We start from the raw sequence: 13,575 nt of genomic DNA on the forward strand, positions 1-13,575 counted from the left end.
GCCTCGCCATGCGGCCTCCCGGTACCTGACTTGACAGTCATATCAAGTTGCTCGATGCTCGGATACTGTTCCGTCTGACATCCGGTTGTCAACACCCCCGGGCGAAAGGAACCACGCAGATGCGGGACGAACCCGGCGGCCAGCCGCTCACCGAACGCGGCGCCCGGACCAGGGAGCGTCTCCTCACCGCCGCCCGCGAGGTGTTCGAGGAGCGAGGCTTCCCCGAGACCCGCGTCGCGCACATCACCCGGCACGCCGGGGTGGCCTACGGGTCCTTCTACACCTACTTCCCGTCCAAGGAAGCGGTGTTCCTGGAGGTCGCCGACCGGCTGTTCCAGGACATGACGGGCCACAACCTCGTCCCCTTAGCCGGCCCGACGCCGGCCGCGCGCATCCGCCGCGCCAACCGCGCCTACTACGAGGGCTACCGGCGCAACGCGAAGATGATGGCGATCGTCGAGCAGGTCGCCACGTTCAACGAGGAGTTCCAGGAGCTCCGGCGCAAGCACCGCGCCGCCTCGGTCGCGCGCTCGGCCAAGGCGATCGCGCGCTGGCAGCGCGAGGGGCTCGTCCCCGCCGACCTCGACCCCGAGATGACGGCCCGCGCGCTCGCCGCGATGGTCGACCACTCCCTGTACCTGTGGCTCGTCCAAGGCGATGATCAACAGGGCACCGAGCGCCTGCTGGACACCCTCGACGCGCTCACCGTGCGCGCCCTCGGCCTGCCGTCCTGACGAAGGAGACCCGTGGAGATCGCCGACCGCTTCATGACCGCCATCACCTCCGGAGACGTCGACGCCCTCCGCGCGATCTACGCGCCGGACGCCCGCATCTGGCACAACGGAGGCCCGGGAGGCGGCTCCGAGCAGGCCGTGGACGACAACCTCCGCACCCTGCGCTGGCTGTCGCGCAACCTGCGCGACTTCCGCTACGAGGACGTCCGCCGCGACCCGCTCCCGGACGGCTACGTCCAGCGGCACGTCCTGCGCGGCAGCCTCCCCGACGGCACGCCGGTCGAGATGGCCGCCTGCCTGTTCGCCACCGTCTCCGGCGGCCGGATCACCCGCATCGAGGAGTACGCCGACACCCGGGGCAGCGACCCGCTCCGCGACCTCGCCGCGGCCCAGCGCGCGGCCCGCGCATGACCGCCGTGGAGGCCGCGCTCGCGGCCCGCCTCGACGCGGCGGTCACCGGGCTGCGCCGCCTGTCCGGCGGTGCCAGCCGCGAGACCTGGTCGTTCGACGCCGACGGCCGCGCGCTGATCCTGCGCCGCGACCCGCCCGGCTCCCCCGACCCGACCGCGATGGCCCGCGAGGCGGCCCTGCTGGCCTCCGCCGCCGCGGCCGGCGTCCCCGTCCCGGCCCTCGCCGACCACGGCGCCGACCTGGCCGGCGCCCCCTTCCTGATCATGGAGCGGCTGCCCGGCGAGACGATCCCCCGCCGCCTCCTCCGCGACGACCGCTTCGCGGAGATCCGCCCGCGACTGGCCCGCGAACTCGGCGAGATCCTGGCGCGCCTGCACACGATGGCCCCCGTCCCGGACCTCCCCGACCTCGACCCCCTGGACGCCATCACCGAGCACTACGCGAACTTCGAGCCCCGTCCCGCCGTCGAACTGGCGCTGCGCTGGCTGAACGACAACCGTCCACCAGCCTCCGACCGCCGGACGGTCGTCCACGGCGACTTCCGCAACGGCAACCTGATGATCGACGAAACGGGCGTGCGCGGCGTCCTCGACTGGGAACTGACCCACCTCGGCGACCCGGCCGAAGACCTGGGCTGGCTCTGCACGAAAGCCTGGCGCTTCAACTCACCGCACCCGGTAGGCGGCTTCGGCTCGCGCGAAGACCTCCTAGCCGGCTACGCCGCCGCCGGCGGCACCCCGCCCACCCTGGAGGAACTCCACTGGTGGGAGGTCTACGGCACCCTCCGCTGGACGATCCTGTGCCGCCACCAGGCCGAGCGCTACCTGAACGGATCGGACCCGTCCATCGAGTACGCCGTCCTGGGCCGCAAGGTCTGCGAACAAGAACACGACCTGCTCCTAGCCATGGGCCTAACGGAACCCACGACCGTCCAAGACCCTTTGGAAACGACCCACCCGACCGACACACCCCCGCACGACCGTCCCGACGCGCAGGCCCTCATCGACGCGGTAAGCGCCTTCCTCCTTCAGGCGGACCAGCCCGACGACCGCCTCCGCTTCCACGCCCGAGTAGCCGCCGCGGCCCTGGCGATAGCCCGCCGAGAACTGCTCCTGGGCGAGCCCCACAAGGCCGCCCACGAGAAGCGCCTGCGCGACCTGAACTGCGAGTCCGACGCAGACCTGGCCGAGGCCATCCGCGAAGGCACCCTGGACACCCGCATGGAAGAGGTGACTCAAGCAGTCCGGGATGCGATCGTGGACAAACTCACCGTCGCCAACCCCCGCCACCTCTCCCTCCCGGCAGCCTGACCGGACGGTGGGTGAGGGAGGTCACGTGTCGGTGAGGTGGTACTTCATGCCCATGTGGGAGGGGCGGAAGCCGATCTTCTGGTAGAAGCGGATGGCGTCGGGCCGCTGCCGGTCGGTGGTGAGCTGGACGACGCGGCAGCCGCGGGCGCGGGCCTGGTCGATGGCCCAGGTGATCATGAGCTGGCCGACCCCGCGGCCGCGCTGCTCGGCGGCGATGCGGACGCCCTCGATCTGGGCGCGCTCGCCGCCGGTGTAGGTGAGGCCGGGGATGAAGGTGAGCTGGAGCGTGCCGGCGAGCTCGCCCCCGGACTCCGCGACGATCACGGCGTTGTTGGGGTCCTTCTCGATCGCGGCGAAGGCGGTGAAGTAGGCCTCCGGGATCTCGTCCCCCGGGGTTTCGCGGGTCGATCCGAGGGGATCGTCGGCGAGGAGCCGGACGATCTGCGGAAGATCGGCCACCGTTGCCTCGCGGAAGGTCACTTCTTGATCACGCTGCACACCTCCCAGGTTATCCGGACGCTAAGTTGCAACGTTCACGTATGTCTTGTAGTACTACGGGTTGTAGTACTACGTTGAGTGGAGACCACCCCCGCCGAGAAGAACCGCACGGTGGTCTCGTCGCGGCGCAGGGAGAAGCCAATGCACGTCAACGAGAACAACGAGAACGAAGAGCACTGGACCGACCACGCCATCTGCCGCGGGGCCGACCCCGACCTCTTCTTCCCGATCGGCTACTCCGCGCCGGTGCTCCAGGCGCAGGAGGACGCCGCCAAGGCGATCTGTGCGAACTGCCCGGTGAAGGCCGAGTGCCTCGCGTGGGCGCTGAAGGTCGGTGAGCCCGACGGCATCTGGGGCGGGACGACCCCGGAGGAGCGCCGCTACCTCCGCCGGACGGCCGACGCCCCGGCCCGCAGGCCGCTGCCCGTCATCGTGGTGCGCGGCGACGCGTCCGAGTCCGAGCACGCCTCGGCCGCCTAGCGGAGCCGCCGAGCGGAGCCGCTAGGGGAGGAGCGCCACCTTCCCCACGACGCGGCGGTTCAGCAGGTCGTCCAGGACCTCCGCCGCCGACGCCAGCGGTGCCGTGCGGGGCGGCACCGGGCTGAGGTCGCCCTTGGCGACCATGGCGAGGAGTTCTTCCAGAAGGGCGCGCTGGTCGAGCGGGTTGCCCATCGACCAGGCGCCCCAGTCGACGCCGACGACGGCGCGGTTGCGCAGCAGGACCTGGTTCAGCGGGAGGGACGGGATGTCCCCGGACGCGAACCCGATCACCACGTAGCGGCCCCGTTCACGGAGGGCGCGCAGGGCCGGGTCGGCGAGAGTGCCTCCGACCGGGTCGTAGACCATGTCGACGCCGCCGTCCGACCAGGCGCGGGCCGCGGACTTGACGTCCTCGGTGGTGGACACCGTTTCGTCGGCGCCTGCTCGGCGGGCCGCCTCCAGCTTGGACGGTGTCGACGCCGCGGCCAGGACACGCGCGCCCATGGCCTTCGCGATCTGGACGGCCGCCAGGCCCACGCCGCCGCCGGCGCCCAGGACCAGCACTGTTTCGCCCGGTTGCAGGTTCGCGCGGTCGCGCAGGGCGAACAGGGCCGTGCAGTAGCTCTGGGTGAAGGTCGCCGCGCGGGGGAAGTCCAGTTCGTCCGGGATCGGGACGGCCGAGGCGGCGGGCACCGCGACGTGCGTCGCGAAGCCGCCCAGTCCGCACATCGCCAGGACGCGCTCACCGGACGGCAGCGTCCCCGCGACCTCGCTGCCCGGGACGAACGGGAGCGGCGGCTTGATCTGGTAGCGGCCCTGGACGAAGAGGGCGTCCACGTAGTTGACCCCGGCCGCCTCCACCGCGATGAGCACCTGACCGGGGCCGGTGGCGGGAGCCTCGGTGTCCGTGACGACGACCGAGCCGAGTTCCTCACAGATCGCTGCGCGCATCCGTCCACTATGCCGGAAAGGCCCGGTGGCACCTTCCGGACGGTCCGCTCGTTGACGAGTCAAGGACCATCGGACTTACGGTGGAGGACATGAGCTACACCCCCGACCGGCAGCGGTCCGACGAACTGGCCAAGCACGGCGTCCGTGCCCTGTCGTCGCTGATCCTGATCGGTTCGATCACCGCGGTGATGTGGGTCCTGGAGGCGTTCGACTACACGACCAACGGGTGGCTCGACCGGTTCGGGATCCAGCCGCGCGACGTGGACGACCTGCCGGACATCTTCACCGCCCCGTTCATGCACGCCGGCTTCGGCCACCTCATGGCCAACACGCTGCCGTTCCTCATCCTCGGGTTCATCGCGGCGGCGCGCGGCATCGCCAAGTTCCTGGCCGCCAGCCTGATCATCATCGTGGTCGGCGGGCTCGGGGTGTGGTTCCTCAGCTCGGCGAACACGCTCGGGTCCAGCATCCTGATCTTCGGGTTCTTCGGCTACCTGGTCGGACGGGGGATCTTCGAGCGGCGGCTGCTCGACATCGGCATCGCGGTCGCCGTCGTCGCCGTCTACGGGACGATGATCTTCGGTGTCATCCCGGGCGATCCCGGCATCTCATGGCAGGGGCACCTGTTCGGGCTGATCGGCGGCGTCCTCGCGTCCTGGTTCCTGCGCCGGAACTGAGCCGGAACTGAGCCGGAACTGAGCCGGAGGACGTCTCGCGCGCGTGCCTCGGGGCGATGCGGGTAACCCCGGCCCCATGGGGGAGACGATCGCAGGCATCACCATTCCTGACACACCGCTCGTCCGGGACGTCACGGAGTACATCCGCGACACCGAGGACGACCTGCTCTACGACCACTCACGGCGCGTGTTCCTCTTCGGCGCGCTCAAAGGCCAGGCCCGGGGGCTGACGCCCGACCTGGAACTCCTCTACACGGGAGCGATGTTCCATGACATCGGCCTGACCTCCGGCTACCGGGAGTCGCAACTGCGCTTCGAGGTCGACGGCGCCCACGCCGCGCGGGACTTCCTCCTTGAGCGCGGCTACAGCGAGGTCGACGCACGTACGGTGTGGCTCGGCATCGCCTTGCACACCACGCCCGGCGTCCCCGAGTTCCTCGACCCTGAGATCGCCCTTGTCACCGCTGGGGTGGAGACCGACGTACTGGGGATCGGCTACAACGACCTGACCGACGAGCAACGGCGCGCCGTGACGGACGCCCACCCGCGGCCCGACTTCAAGAACCGCATCCTGGGCGCGTTCACCGAAGGCAACGTCCATCGCCCGCAGACGACCTTCGGCAATATGAATGCCGACGTCCTCCAGCACTACATGGACGGTTTCCAGCGCGACGACTTCGTCCAGATGGTCCTCGACAATCCGTGGCCGGAGTGAGGAGGGCGCCGTCCGGCTCGGCCGCGGCTAGTTCGGGCGGACGGTGACGTCGGAGACGACCGCGTCGCGCGGGGTCTCCAGCGCCGCCACCAGGACGCGGGCGACGGTTGCGGGAGCGGCGAAGTCGTCCTCGGCGTACGGGTGGCCCTCCTGGGCGCGGACCTTGCGCTGCATCTCCGTGGCCGTCCGGCCCGGGTACACGGTCGTGACGCGCAGGGACGGCTCCTCGGCGCGCAGCGAGTCGGCCAGCGCGCGGAGGCCGAACTTGCTCGCCGCGTACGCCGACCACTCGGGGTTCGCGCGCAGGCCGGCCGTGGAGTTCACGAAGACGACGTGGCCTCCGGCGGCGCGCAGCGCGGGCAGCAGCAGGCGCGTCATCTCCGCCGCCGAGACGAGGTTGACCGACAGGTGCTCCATCCACTCGTCGGCCTCCAGCTCGGCGACCGGCGACAGGTGCACCATGCCCGCGGCGTGGACGACGCCGTCCAGCCGCTCGGGCGGCCCGGCCGCCGCGAGGGACGCCTCGATGCGGCGCGGCTCCGTCAGGTCGAGCGGGATCGTCGTGACGGACGCGTTCCGCGCCGGCGACGCCACCGCGCCCGGGTTGATGACCTGGGTGGCGGAGTGCGCGCCGGTCGCGAGCTCCTTCGCCAGCCGTTCGAGGCGTTCGGGGGAGCGGCCGGTGAGGACCAGGTCGTGCCCGCGCTCGCGCAGCAGTTCGGCGACCGCCGTCCCGATGCCGCCCGTCGCCCCCGTGATCAGATACGTGCCCATGGAGTCCCATTCTGGTCGATCCCTACCCGGGTGGACGCCCGGGGCGGTGTGTTGGTTCGCGCGCCGGACGCGCGTCAGTTGGGGCGCAGCACGCGCGTCACCCCGGCGATCAGGGCCGTGGCCAGCACCCAGCCCGTCGTGACGAGCCCGTAGGCGACCCAGCGCGACCAGTTCACCGCGTCGTAGGACAGCTGCTGCCCGAACGTGTCGAGCGGGATCAGCAGGTCGAGCGTGTAGATCAGCGCGTGGAACGACGGCAGCTCGTCGCCCGGCTTGACCGGACGGGGATGCTCGATCGAGAACACCGTCGTCCCGAGCGCCAGCAGCGCCGCGAACCACGCGAACGCGAGCCACGGCCGGTAGCCGAACCCGACCGTCCAGTCCAGGAGGTGGTTCCACGCCTTGCCGACCGGGTTCAGCCGCCGCCGGCGGGCCCGCAGCTTGGCGAGCTGCACCTTCCGCGCGACGTCGTCGGAGCCGATGCTGTGGTACCAGGCGGCGAGCTGCTCGTACGGCTGGAGATGGAACTCCTTGTCCCGCGACACCCAGCTGAGCCGGTCCTTGAACTCGGCGCCGCGCAGCGTCTGGTACGTCATGCCGTTGAGGTAGAGCTCGTCCGGCCAGACCGACGGGTGGTCCATGATCAGGTCGATCCGGGAGTACGACAGCGACACCCGGCCCTTGATCTTCCCCTCCGGCCACAGCAGCAGCTCGTCGGCCTGGATGTGGCTGGCGTGCAGCGCCATCCGCGTCGGATCGGACGAGTCGAGCCGCGCCTTGGAGAACGACAGGATGCCGTTGAAGCGGGCGCTGCGCAGCCGGACGGTGCCGAGCGCGGTGAACCCGTTGCTCAGCTCGGCGGCGTCCTCGACCACCATGTTCTGCGCGTCCAGGGCGATCCGGCCGGGGTTGGACAGGACGGTGCGCTCCATGAACAGGCCGCCGTTCATCCGCGCGCCGACGAGCCGGACGCCGCCGGTGATCTCGGCGTCCCGGATGAACGCGCCGACGTCCACGACCAGCCCGCCGCTGAAGACCGCCCACTGGTCGGGATCGGACACCGTGATGTGCGTGCCGTTCATCCGGAGGCCGCCGCCGAGCTGCGCCCTCGGCAGCCGCACCGAGCCCTCGATCCGCGACCCGGACAGGCTGAGGTAGCCGTCCGCGCGCAGCCCGCCGCCGTCGAAGCCCGGCATCCGGCAGCCGGACAGCCGCAGCTGCCTGGTCTCGGCGTTGGAGAAGTCCGGTTCCGAGACGAGCCGGCAGTTCTCCAGCCGCAGCTCGTGCTCGACCGTGCCGCCGGTGACGTCCACTCGGCCGGTGATGTACGCGCCGCGCAGCCGGACGGCCGCGACCGCGCCCGCACGGGTCTCGCAGGCGCCGAGGAGCAGCTTGGTGATGGTCTCACCGCGGACGATCCGGTCGGGGTCGGGTCCGGCGGGGAGGTCGTCGCCGAGGACGACGGTCGCGCCGGTGGGGAACGCGGCCCAGAGGCGCCGTTCCGCGTCGTTCAGTCCGGGGGGAAGGGGCACGGAACCTCTTTCTACACGGAAGACCTCTTCTTACGCGGCGATCCCCTCCGCGGCCGGCATCGCGGAGGGGATCGTGGGGTGAACGCTTAGAAGAAGCCGCGGCGGCGGCCGGCGTCCTGGAGGAAGCCGTCGAGCTGCCGCTCCCAGTCGGTGTGGTCGACGCTCGCGTAGTCGACGGTGAACCGGCTGAACGCGTCGTGCCCCTCGGTGAACACGCCGCCGCGCTTGTCCAGCTCCAGCACGACCTCCATCGACTGCGGGTACGACACGAACGTCACTTCGAGCTGCTTGATGCCGCGCGCGTACTGGCCCGGCGGGTAGAACTCGATCTCCTGGTAGAACGGCAGCTCCTGGTGGACGCCCCAGATGCGCCCCTTCTCGCAGTCGGCGTTGCGGAACTGGAAACCGAGGTTGGAGAAGGCGGCGAGGATGCGCTCCTGCGCGGGCAGCGGGTGGACGGCGATCGGGTCGAGGTCGCCCGGGTCGAGCGCGCCCGCGACCTCCAGCTCGGTCGCGATGCCGACCGTGGTGCCGTGCAGGGGGTGCCCGTACATGTGGGTGAGCGGCGCCTCCCACGGGATGGGGAACTGGAACGGGATGCTGTGCCGCGCGCCCTCCTGCAGGCTGAACCCGCCCGCGACGGGCATCTTCGCGTACTCCAGGTTGGAGTGGTACTCGTTGTCGCCGGACTCGACCTCGACCTTGGTGCGCAGGGCGAGGTTCACCGACTTGATGTCGGAGTTGTACTGGCCGCCGATGATGGTGACCTCACCGGTGACGACACCGCCCGGCGTCGTGTTCGGGTCGTGCAGGATCGTTTCGATCGACGGGCCGCCGATGCCCATCGCCTGCCGCAGCTTCTTGAAGACCAAGGTTCGGTCCCTCCCGTGTACGAGCACTCCCCGCGCTCTTCTCGTCCCATAGACGCTGTTACGGGAGATTACGTTCCGGGCAGCCTGCTGTGACCTGCGAACCAGCCGGTCACATGGCCGTGAGCGGCCGCCCGCGGGACTTGCGGGCGGCCGCGTTCCATGCCGTCGGGCCCGGTTCGGCGCCCGCCGGTTCAGTGCCCGCCGGTTCGGCGCCCGCCGGGTCAGTGGCCGCCGCCGGCGAGGTTCAGGCCGATGACGCCGAGGATGATGAACGCCAGCGCGACGATCTTGACGGCGGAGACCTGGTCGCCCATGACGAGCATGCCGAGCGCGGCCGTCCCGACCGCGCCGATCCCGACCCAGACGGCGTAGGCCGTGCCGACGTCGAGGTTCTTGAGCGCCAGGCTGAGCAGGCCGAAGCTCGTCGCGGCGAACACGAGGAAGCCGGCGGCGGGCAGCGGCTCGGTGAAGCCCTTGCTGGCCTTCAGGCACAGGGCCATCGCGACCTCGACGAGGCCGGCGACGATGACGAGGATCCAGGCCATGGCTGTACTCCCGGAGTGAGACGACGGTGGTCACGCGTCGTCTTCGCATTCCGGGTACGGCGCACCTCGTCCGGGAGGACCACGGGCCCTCACCTCCGCCAACGGCCCCGCCGCGCGCGGTGTTCCCGTTGCCTACGTGCGGTTGTGCGCGTAGGAGCGGCCGAGTGCGCGGTACTCCCAGCCCGCCCGGCGCCACTGCGCGGCGTCGAGGGCGTGCCGTCCGTCCACGATCCGCCGGTGCCGGACGACCTCGGCCAGCGCCGCCGGGTCGACCTGGCGGAAGTCCGACCACTCGGTCAGCAGGACGACGACGTCCGCGTCCCGGGCGACGTCGAGCGCGCTGTCGCCGTACCGCAGCTCGGGGAACGCGGCGCGGGCGTTGCCGAGCGCGGCCGGGTCGTAGACGCGGACGTCCCCGCCGAGGCCGTGCATCGTGCGCGCCACGTCCAGCGCGGGCGCGTCCCTGATGTCGTCGGAGTTGGGCTTGAACGCCGCGCCCCACGCCGCGATGCGCTTGCCGGCGAAGTCGCCGCCGAGCAGTTCCCGGACGAGGTCGACCGTGCGGGCGCGGCGCCGCCGGTTGATGTCGTCCACCTGGCGCAGGAACGACACGGCCTGGCCGACGCCGATCTCCTCGGCGCGGTGCGCGAACGCCCGGATGTCTTTGGGCAGGCACCCGCCGCCGAAGCCGAGCCCCGGTTTCAGGAACTTGCCGCCGATGCGGTCGTCCAGCGCGAGCGAGTCGGCGAGGTCCTTGACGTCGGCGCCGACCGCCTCGCAGACCTCCGCCATCGCGTTGATGTAGGAGATCTTGGTGGCGAGGAAGGAGTTCGCGGCGACCTTGACCAGCTCGGCGGTGGCGAGGTCGGTGCGGACGACCGGGGTCCCGAGGTCGAGGACGGGCTTGAACGCCGCGCGCAGCCGCTCGTCCGCCCAGTCGGAGGTGACGCCGAACACCAGCCGGTCCGGGCGCAGGGTGTCGTCGACGGCGAACCCCTCGCGCAGGAACTCGGGGTTCCACGCCAGCTCGACCTCTTCGCCGGCGGGCGCCAGCTCCTGGACGAGCCCGGTGAGCCGCGCGGCCGTCCCGACCGGCACCGTGGACTTGCCGACGACGAGGGCGCGGCGGCGCAGGTGCGGGGCGAGGGAGCGGACGGCCTCGTCGACGTAGGTCAGGTCGGCGGCGTCCGAATCGGGCTGCTGCGGCGTCCCCACGCAGATGAAGTGGACGTCGCCGAACGCGCCCGCCTCCGCGAAGGAGGTGGTGAACCGGAGCCGGCCGGAGTCGAGCGCCTTGGTGAGCAGCTCCGGCAGTCCGGGCTCGAAGATCGGGACCTCGCCGGACGCCAGCCGGTCGATCTTGTTCCGGTCGACGTCCACGCCGAGGACCTCGAAGCCCAGCACGGCCATGCAGATGGCGTGCGTGGCGCCGAGGTACCCGGTCCCGATGACGGTCAGCCTCGGGGCCGGGGGCTCCTCCTTGATCATGCGCACCTCCTCGTCCTCATGATGTTCGCGCCCCCGGTCGATCTTCCCACCACGCTCCGGCGGCGCGCGGTAGGGGCTGCCGTCGGATTCGCGTACCCTGTCCCACCTTGTGAGTTGCGTCACGCGGATCGCGCGGGCGTGGTATCGATGTGGCCGGAGTCCCCGGAAACCGGGCGGCACGGGTGGTTGGCACTGGTTACCAGCGGGTAGCATGATGTTGAGTTACTGACCAGTACGCAGCGGGGCCGCCGGCCGCCGCCGGAGCAGACGGAGTCTCGAATGGGGCACTACAAGAGCAACCTCCGGGACCTGGAGTTCAACCTCTTCGAGGTGTTCAGGCGCCAGGACCTCCTCGGCAGCGGCCCGTACGCGGAACTGGACGAGGACACCGTGCGCAGCATCCTCGACGAGGTGAACCGGCTGGCCGAGGGGCCGCTCGCCGACTCCTTCGAGGACGCCGACCGCCACCCGCCGAAGTTCGACCCCGCCGCCGGCACCGTCGAGATGCCGGAGAGCTTCAAGAAGTCCTACAAGGCGTGGATGGACGCCGAGTGGTACCGGCTCGACCTCGTCCCCGAGTTCGGCGGCAGCGGCGCGCCCCGCTCCCTCACCTGGGCCGTCGCCGAGCAGGTCCTGGGGGCCAACCCGGCCGTCTACATGTTCTCCTCCGGCCCCGGCTTCGCCCAGATCCTGTGGCACATCGGCACGCCCGAGCAGAAGAAGTTCGCCGAGCTGGCCCTGGAGCGGCAGTGGGGCGCCACGATGGTGCTGACCGAGCCGGACGCGGGCTCCGACGTCGGCGCCGGGCGCGCCAAGGCCGTCCGGCAGCCGGACGGCACCTGGCACATCGAGGGCGTCAAGCGCTTCATCACCTCGGCCGAGCACGACATGTCCGAGAACATCTTCCACCTGGTGCTGGCCCGCCCCGAGGGCGCCGGCCCCGGCACCAAGGGCCTGTCGATGTTCCTCGTCCCCAAGTACCTGGTGGACGTCGAGACCGGTGAGCTGGGCGACCGCAACGGCGCCTACGTCACCAACGTCGAGAAGAAGATGGGCCTCAAGGTCTCCACGACCTGCGAGCTGACCTTCGGCGAGAAGCACCCCGCCATCGGCTACCTGGTCGGCGACGTGCACCAGGGCATCAAGCAGATGTTCCTCGTCATCGAGTACGCCCGGATGATGGTCGGCACCAAGGCCATCGCGACCCTGTCGACCGGCTACCTGAACGCGCTGGAGTACGCCAAGGAGCGCGTGCAGGGTGCGGACATGACGCAGATGACGGACAAGACCGCTCCGCGCGTCACGATCACCCACCACCCGGACGTCCGGCGCAGCCTCATGACCCAGAAGGCGTACGCCGAGGGCATGCGCGCGCTCGTGCTGCTCACCGCGTCCTACCAGGACGCCGTGCAGATCGCCGAGCACGAGGGCCGCAAGGACGAGCAGGCCGAGAAGATCAACGACCTGCTGCTGCCGATCGTGAAGGGCTTCGGCTCGGAGCGCGCGTACGCGCTGCTCGGCGCCGAATCGCTCCAGACGCTCGGCGGGTCCGGCTTCCTGCAGGACTACCCGATCGAGCAGTACATCCGCGACTCGAAGATCGACACCCTGTACGAGGGCACCACCGCCATCCAGGGCCAGGACCTGTTCTTCCGCAAGATCCTGCGGGACAACGGCGAGGCGCTGAAGGTGCTCGCGGGCGAGATCCAGGCGTTCGCCGAGTCGGAGGCGGGCAACGGCCGGCTGAAGAACGAGCGGGCGCTGCTCGGCCGCGCGCTGGAGGACGTCCAGGGCATCCTCAACCCGATGATCGGGTGGGCGCTCGGCTCGATGGAGAACCCGAAGGAGCTGTACAAGATCGGGCTCAACTCGTCCCGGCTGCTGCTCGGCCTCGGCGACCTCATCGTCGGCTGGCTCCTGCTCCGCCAGGCCGAGGTCGCCCTGACCGCCCTCGGCGGCGGCGACGTGTCCGACTCCGACAAGGCGTTCTACAACGGCAAGGTCACGGCCGCGCAGTTCTTCTGCCAGACCGTCCTCCCGCGCCTGGCCTCCGACCGCGCCATCACCGAGACGACCACCCTCGACGTAATGGACCTCCCCGAAGAGGCGTTCTAACCGAGCGAGCACAAACAGGCCCCCGCCGAACTCCCGGCGGGGGCCTGCCGTCCACGCAGACCGCGCTCCCAGACGGCGACTCGCCCTCTCACCCCCGCCCTGCGCGCAGGTGCGGCACCCACCAGGCTCCACCGGCTCCGTTGACCTGCGGCGTGTTGTTGTTATGAGCCGCCGGATAACAACAACACGCCGCAGATCAACAACGCGGCGCCGCTCCCATAGCGTCCGGACTGGACGAGCCGAAAGGCTGACCCGCCCTCCGGACTCCAGGCGGGGGCCTGTTCACGTTGAGGACGGGTCGACGAGGTTGTCCGGGGAGTCGAGCCAGATCGTCTGCCCCTCCGGCGTAACGGTGATGCCGAACCGGTCGATCGCAGGTCTGCCCGCGTCGGCCCACCTCTCCTTGTAGGCGTTTCGGACGGGCTGGGAGATCCGTTGACCGCGCAGTGGCATGAACCAGGAGGGAGCGACGA

15 protein-coding genes and 1 riboswitch are annotated in these 13,575 nt (G+C 70.7%); of the genes, 7 read left to right on the forward strand and 8 right to left on the reverse strand.

Features of this window, described 5'->3' with window-relative positions:
* Positions 1–119: 119 nt before the first annotated feature.
* From ABFX46_RS11765 to ABFX46_RS11775, 3 genes are read left to right on the forward strand one after another with little or no spacing between them, the layout of a single operon-like run.
* Positions 120–734, forward strand: coding sequence for a TetR/AcrR family transcriptional regulator (locus ABFX46_RS11765; RefSeq protein ID WP_346041824.1), 615 nt, complete (start codon positions 120–122; stop codon positions 732–734).
* Between the two features lie 12 nt (positions 735–746).
* Positions 747–1,145 (forward strand): nuclear transport factor 2 family protein, encoded by a 399-nt coding sequence (locus tag ABFX46_RS11770; protein ID WP_346041825.1) that lies wholly within the window; start codon positions 747–749, stop codon positions 1,143–1,145.
* Entirely contained in the window at positions 1,142–2,455 is a 1,314-nt protein-coding gene (locus ABFX46_RS11775) for a phosphotransferase (RefSeq protein ID WP_346041827.1), read from the forward strand. Before ABFX46_RS11770 ends, ABFX46_RS11775 begins: the two co-directional genes overlap by 4 nt.
* Before the next feature lie 21 nt (positions 2,456–2,476).
* On the opposite strand, the gene ABFX46_RS11780 is transcribed toward ABFX46_RS11775, so the two are convergent.
* Complete coding sequence (locus ABFX46_RS11780) at positions 2,477–2,935, reverse strand: GNAT family N-acetyltransferase (protein WP_346042141.1); 459 nt, start codon at positions 2,933–2,935, stop codon at positions 2,477–2,479.
* A 96-nt stretch (positions 2,936–3,031) separates the two neighbouring features.
* Here ABFX46_RS11780 and ABFX46_RS11785 point away from each other — a divergent pair, with 96 nt between their 5' ends.
* Positions 3,032–3,433 carry a WhiB family transcriptional regulator gene (locus ABFX46_RS11785; RefSeq protein ID WP_428831240.1) on the forward strand — a complete coding sequence of 134 codons (402 nt, stop codon included), beginning with the start codon at positions 3,032–3,034 and terminating at the stop codon, positions 3,431–3,433.
* A 21-nt stretch (positions 3,434–3,454) separates the two neighbouring features.
* On the opposite strand, the gene ABFX46_RS11790 is transcribed toward ABFX46_RS11785, so the two are convergent.
* The gene (locus ABFX46_RS11790) at positions 3,455–4,384 is read right to left on the reverse strand and encodes an NADPH:quinone oxidoreductase family protein (RefSeq protein ID WP_346041828.1); all 930 of its coding nucleotides are present in this window, start codon (positions 4,382–4,384) and stop codon (positions 3,455–3,457) included.
* 89 nt (positions 4,385–4,473) lie between these two features.
* On the opposite strand from ABFX46_RS11790, the gene ABFX46_RS11795 reads away from it, so the two are divergent.
* Together ABFX46_RS11795 and ABFX46_RS11800 are read left to right on the forward strand one after the other, a co-directional pair.
* The gene (locus ABFX46_RS11795) at positions 4,474–5,061 is read left to right on the forward strand and encodes a rhomboid family intramembrane serine protease (RefSeq protein ID WP_346041830.1); all 588 of its coding nucleotides are present in this window, start codon (positions 4,474–4,476) and stop codon (positions 5,059–5,061) included.
* Between the two features lie 76 nt (positions 5,062–5,137).
* Positions 5,138–5,776 carry an HD domain-containing protein gene (locus ABFX46_RS11800; RefSeq protein ID WP_346041831.1) on the forward strand — a complete coding sequence of 213 codons (639 nt, stop codon included), beginning with the start codon at positions 5,138–5,140 and terminating at the stop codon, positions 5,774–5,776.
* A gap of 27 nt (positions 5,777–5,803) precedes the next feature.
* Here the strand turns inward: ABFX46_RS11800 and ABFX46_RS11805 are convergent, their stop codons facing one another.
* The 5 genes from ABFX46_RS11805 to ABFX46_RS11825 form a co-directional block, all read right to left on the reverse strand.
* Positions 5,804–6,550, reverse strand: coding sequence for an SDR family oxidoreductase (locus ABFX46_RS11805; protein WP_346041832.1), 747 nt, complete (start codon positions 6,548–6,550; stop codon positions 5,804–5,806).
* Between the two features lie 74 nt (positions 6,551–6,624).
* Positions 6,625–8,082, reverse strand: a complete 1,458-nt coding sequence (locus ABFX46_RS11810; protein WP_346041834.1) for a hypothetical protein — start codon at positions 8,080–8,082, stop codon at positions 6,625–6,627.
* Positions 8,083–8,168: 86 nt separating this feature from the next.
* Positions 8,169–8,954: a sporulation protein gene (locus tag ABFX46_RS11815; RefSeq protein WP_346041835.1), complete on the reverse strand. Its 786-nt coding sequence runs from the start codon at positions 8,952–8,954 to the stop codon at positions 8,169–8,171.
* 221 nt (positions 8,955–9,175) lie between these two features.
* Entirely contained in the window at positions 9,176–9,499 is a 324-nt protein-coding gene (locus ABFX46_RS11820; protein ID WP_346041836.1) for a DMT family transporter, read from the reverse strand.
* A 31-nt stretch (positions 9,500–9,530) separates the two neighbouring features.
* Positions 9,531–9,593, reverse strand: a riboswitch (guanidine-III (ykkC-III) riboswitch).
* A gap of 38 nt (positions 9,594–9,631) precedes the next feature.
* Complete coding sequence (locus tag ABFX46_RS11825) at positions 9,632–10,987, reverse strand: UDP-glucose dehydrogenase family protein (protein ID WP_346041838.1); 1,356 nt, start codon at positions 10,985–10,987, stop codon at positions 9,632–9,634.
* A 279-nt stretch (positions 10,988–11,266) separates the two neighbouring features.
* Here ABFX46_RS11825 and ABFX46_RS11830 point away from each other — a divergent pair, with 279 nt between their 5' ends.
* Positions 11,267–13,102, forward strand: coding sequence for an acyl-CoA dehydrogenase (locus ABFX46_RS11830; protein WP_346041839.1), 1,836 nt, complete (start codon positions 11,267–11,269; stop codon positions 13,100–13,102).
* A gap of 282 nt (positions 13,103–13,384) precedes the next feature.
* Here ABFX46_RS11830 and ABFX46_RS11835 read toward each other — a convergent pair whose 3' ends face one another.
* Positions 13,385–13,555, reverse strand: a complete 171-nt coding sequence (locus ABFX46_RS11835) for a hypothetical protein (protein ID WP_346041840.1) — start codon at positions 13,553–13,555, stop codon at positions 13,385–13,387.
* Positions 13,556–13,575: the final 20 nt, after the last annotated feature.

This window comes from Actinomadura chokoriensis, from assembly GCF_039529475.1.
Classification (GTDB): Bacteria; Actinomycetota; Actinomycetes; order Streptosporangiales; family Streptosporangiaceae; genus Spirillospora; species Spirillospora bangladeshensis.

Bases quoted from the DNA above. Each gene is read 5' to 3' on its own strand.
- ABFX46_RS11765 (WP_346041824.1), top strand. From the start codon at position 120: ATGCGGGACGAACCCGGCGGCCAGCCGCTCACCGAACGCGGCGCCCGG.
- ABFX46_RS11775 (WP_346041827.1), top strand. From the start codon at position 1,142: ATGACCGCCGTGGAGGCCGCGCTCGCGGCCCGCCTCGACGCGGCGGTC.
- ABFX46_RS11790 (WP_346041828.1), bottom strand. From the start codon at position 4,384: ATGCGCGCAGCGATCTGTGAGGAACTCGGCTCGGTCGTCGTCACGGAC.
- ABFX46_RS11795 (WP_346041830.1), top strand. From the start codon at position 4,474: ATGAGCTACACCCCCGACCGGCAGCGGTCCGACGAACTGGCCAAGCAC.
- ABFX46_RS11800 (WP_346041831.1), top strand. From the start codon at position 5,138: ATGGGGGAGACGATCGCAGGCATCACCATTCCTGACACACCGCTCGTC.
- ABFX46_RS11805 (WP_346041832.1), bottom strand. From the start codon at position 6,550: ATGGGCACGTATCTGATCACGGGGGCGACGGGCGGCATCGGGACGGCG.
- ABFX46_RS11820 (WP_346041836.1), bottom strand. From the start codon at position 9,499: ATGGCCTGGATCCTCGTCATCGTCGCCGGCCTCGTCGAGGTCGCGATG.
- ABFX46_RS11825 (WP_346041838.1), bottom strand. From the start codon at position 10,987: ATGATCAAGGAGGAGCCCCCGGCCCCGAGGCTGACCGTCATCGGGACC.
- ABFX46_RS11830 (WP_346041839.1), top strand. From the start codon at position 11,267: ATGGGGCACTACAAGAGCAACCTCCGGGACCTGGAGTTCAACCTCTTC.
- ABFX46_RS11835 (WP_346041840.1), bottom strand. From the start codon at position 13,555: ATGCCACTGCGCGGTCAACGGATCTCCCAGCCCGTCCGAAACGCCTAC.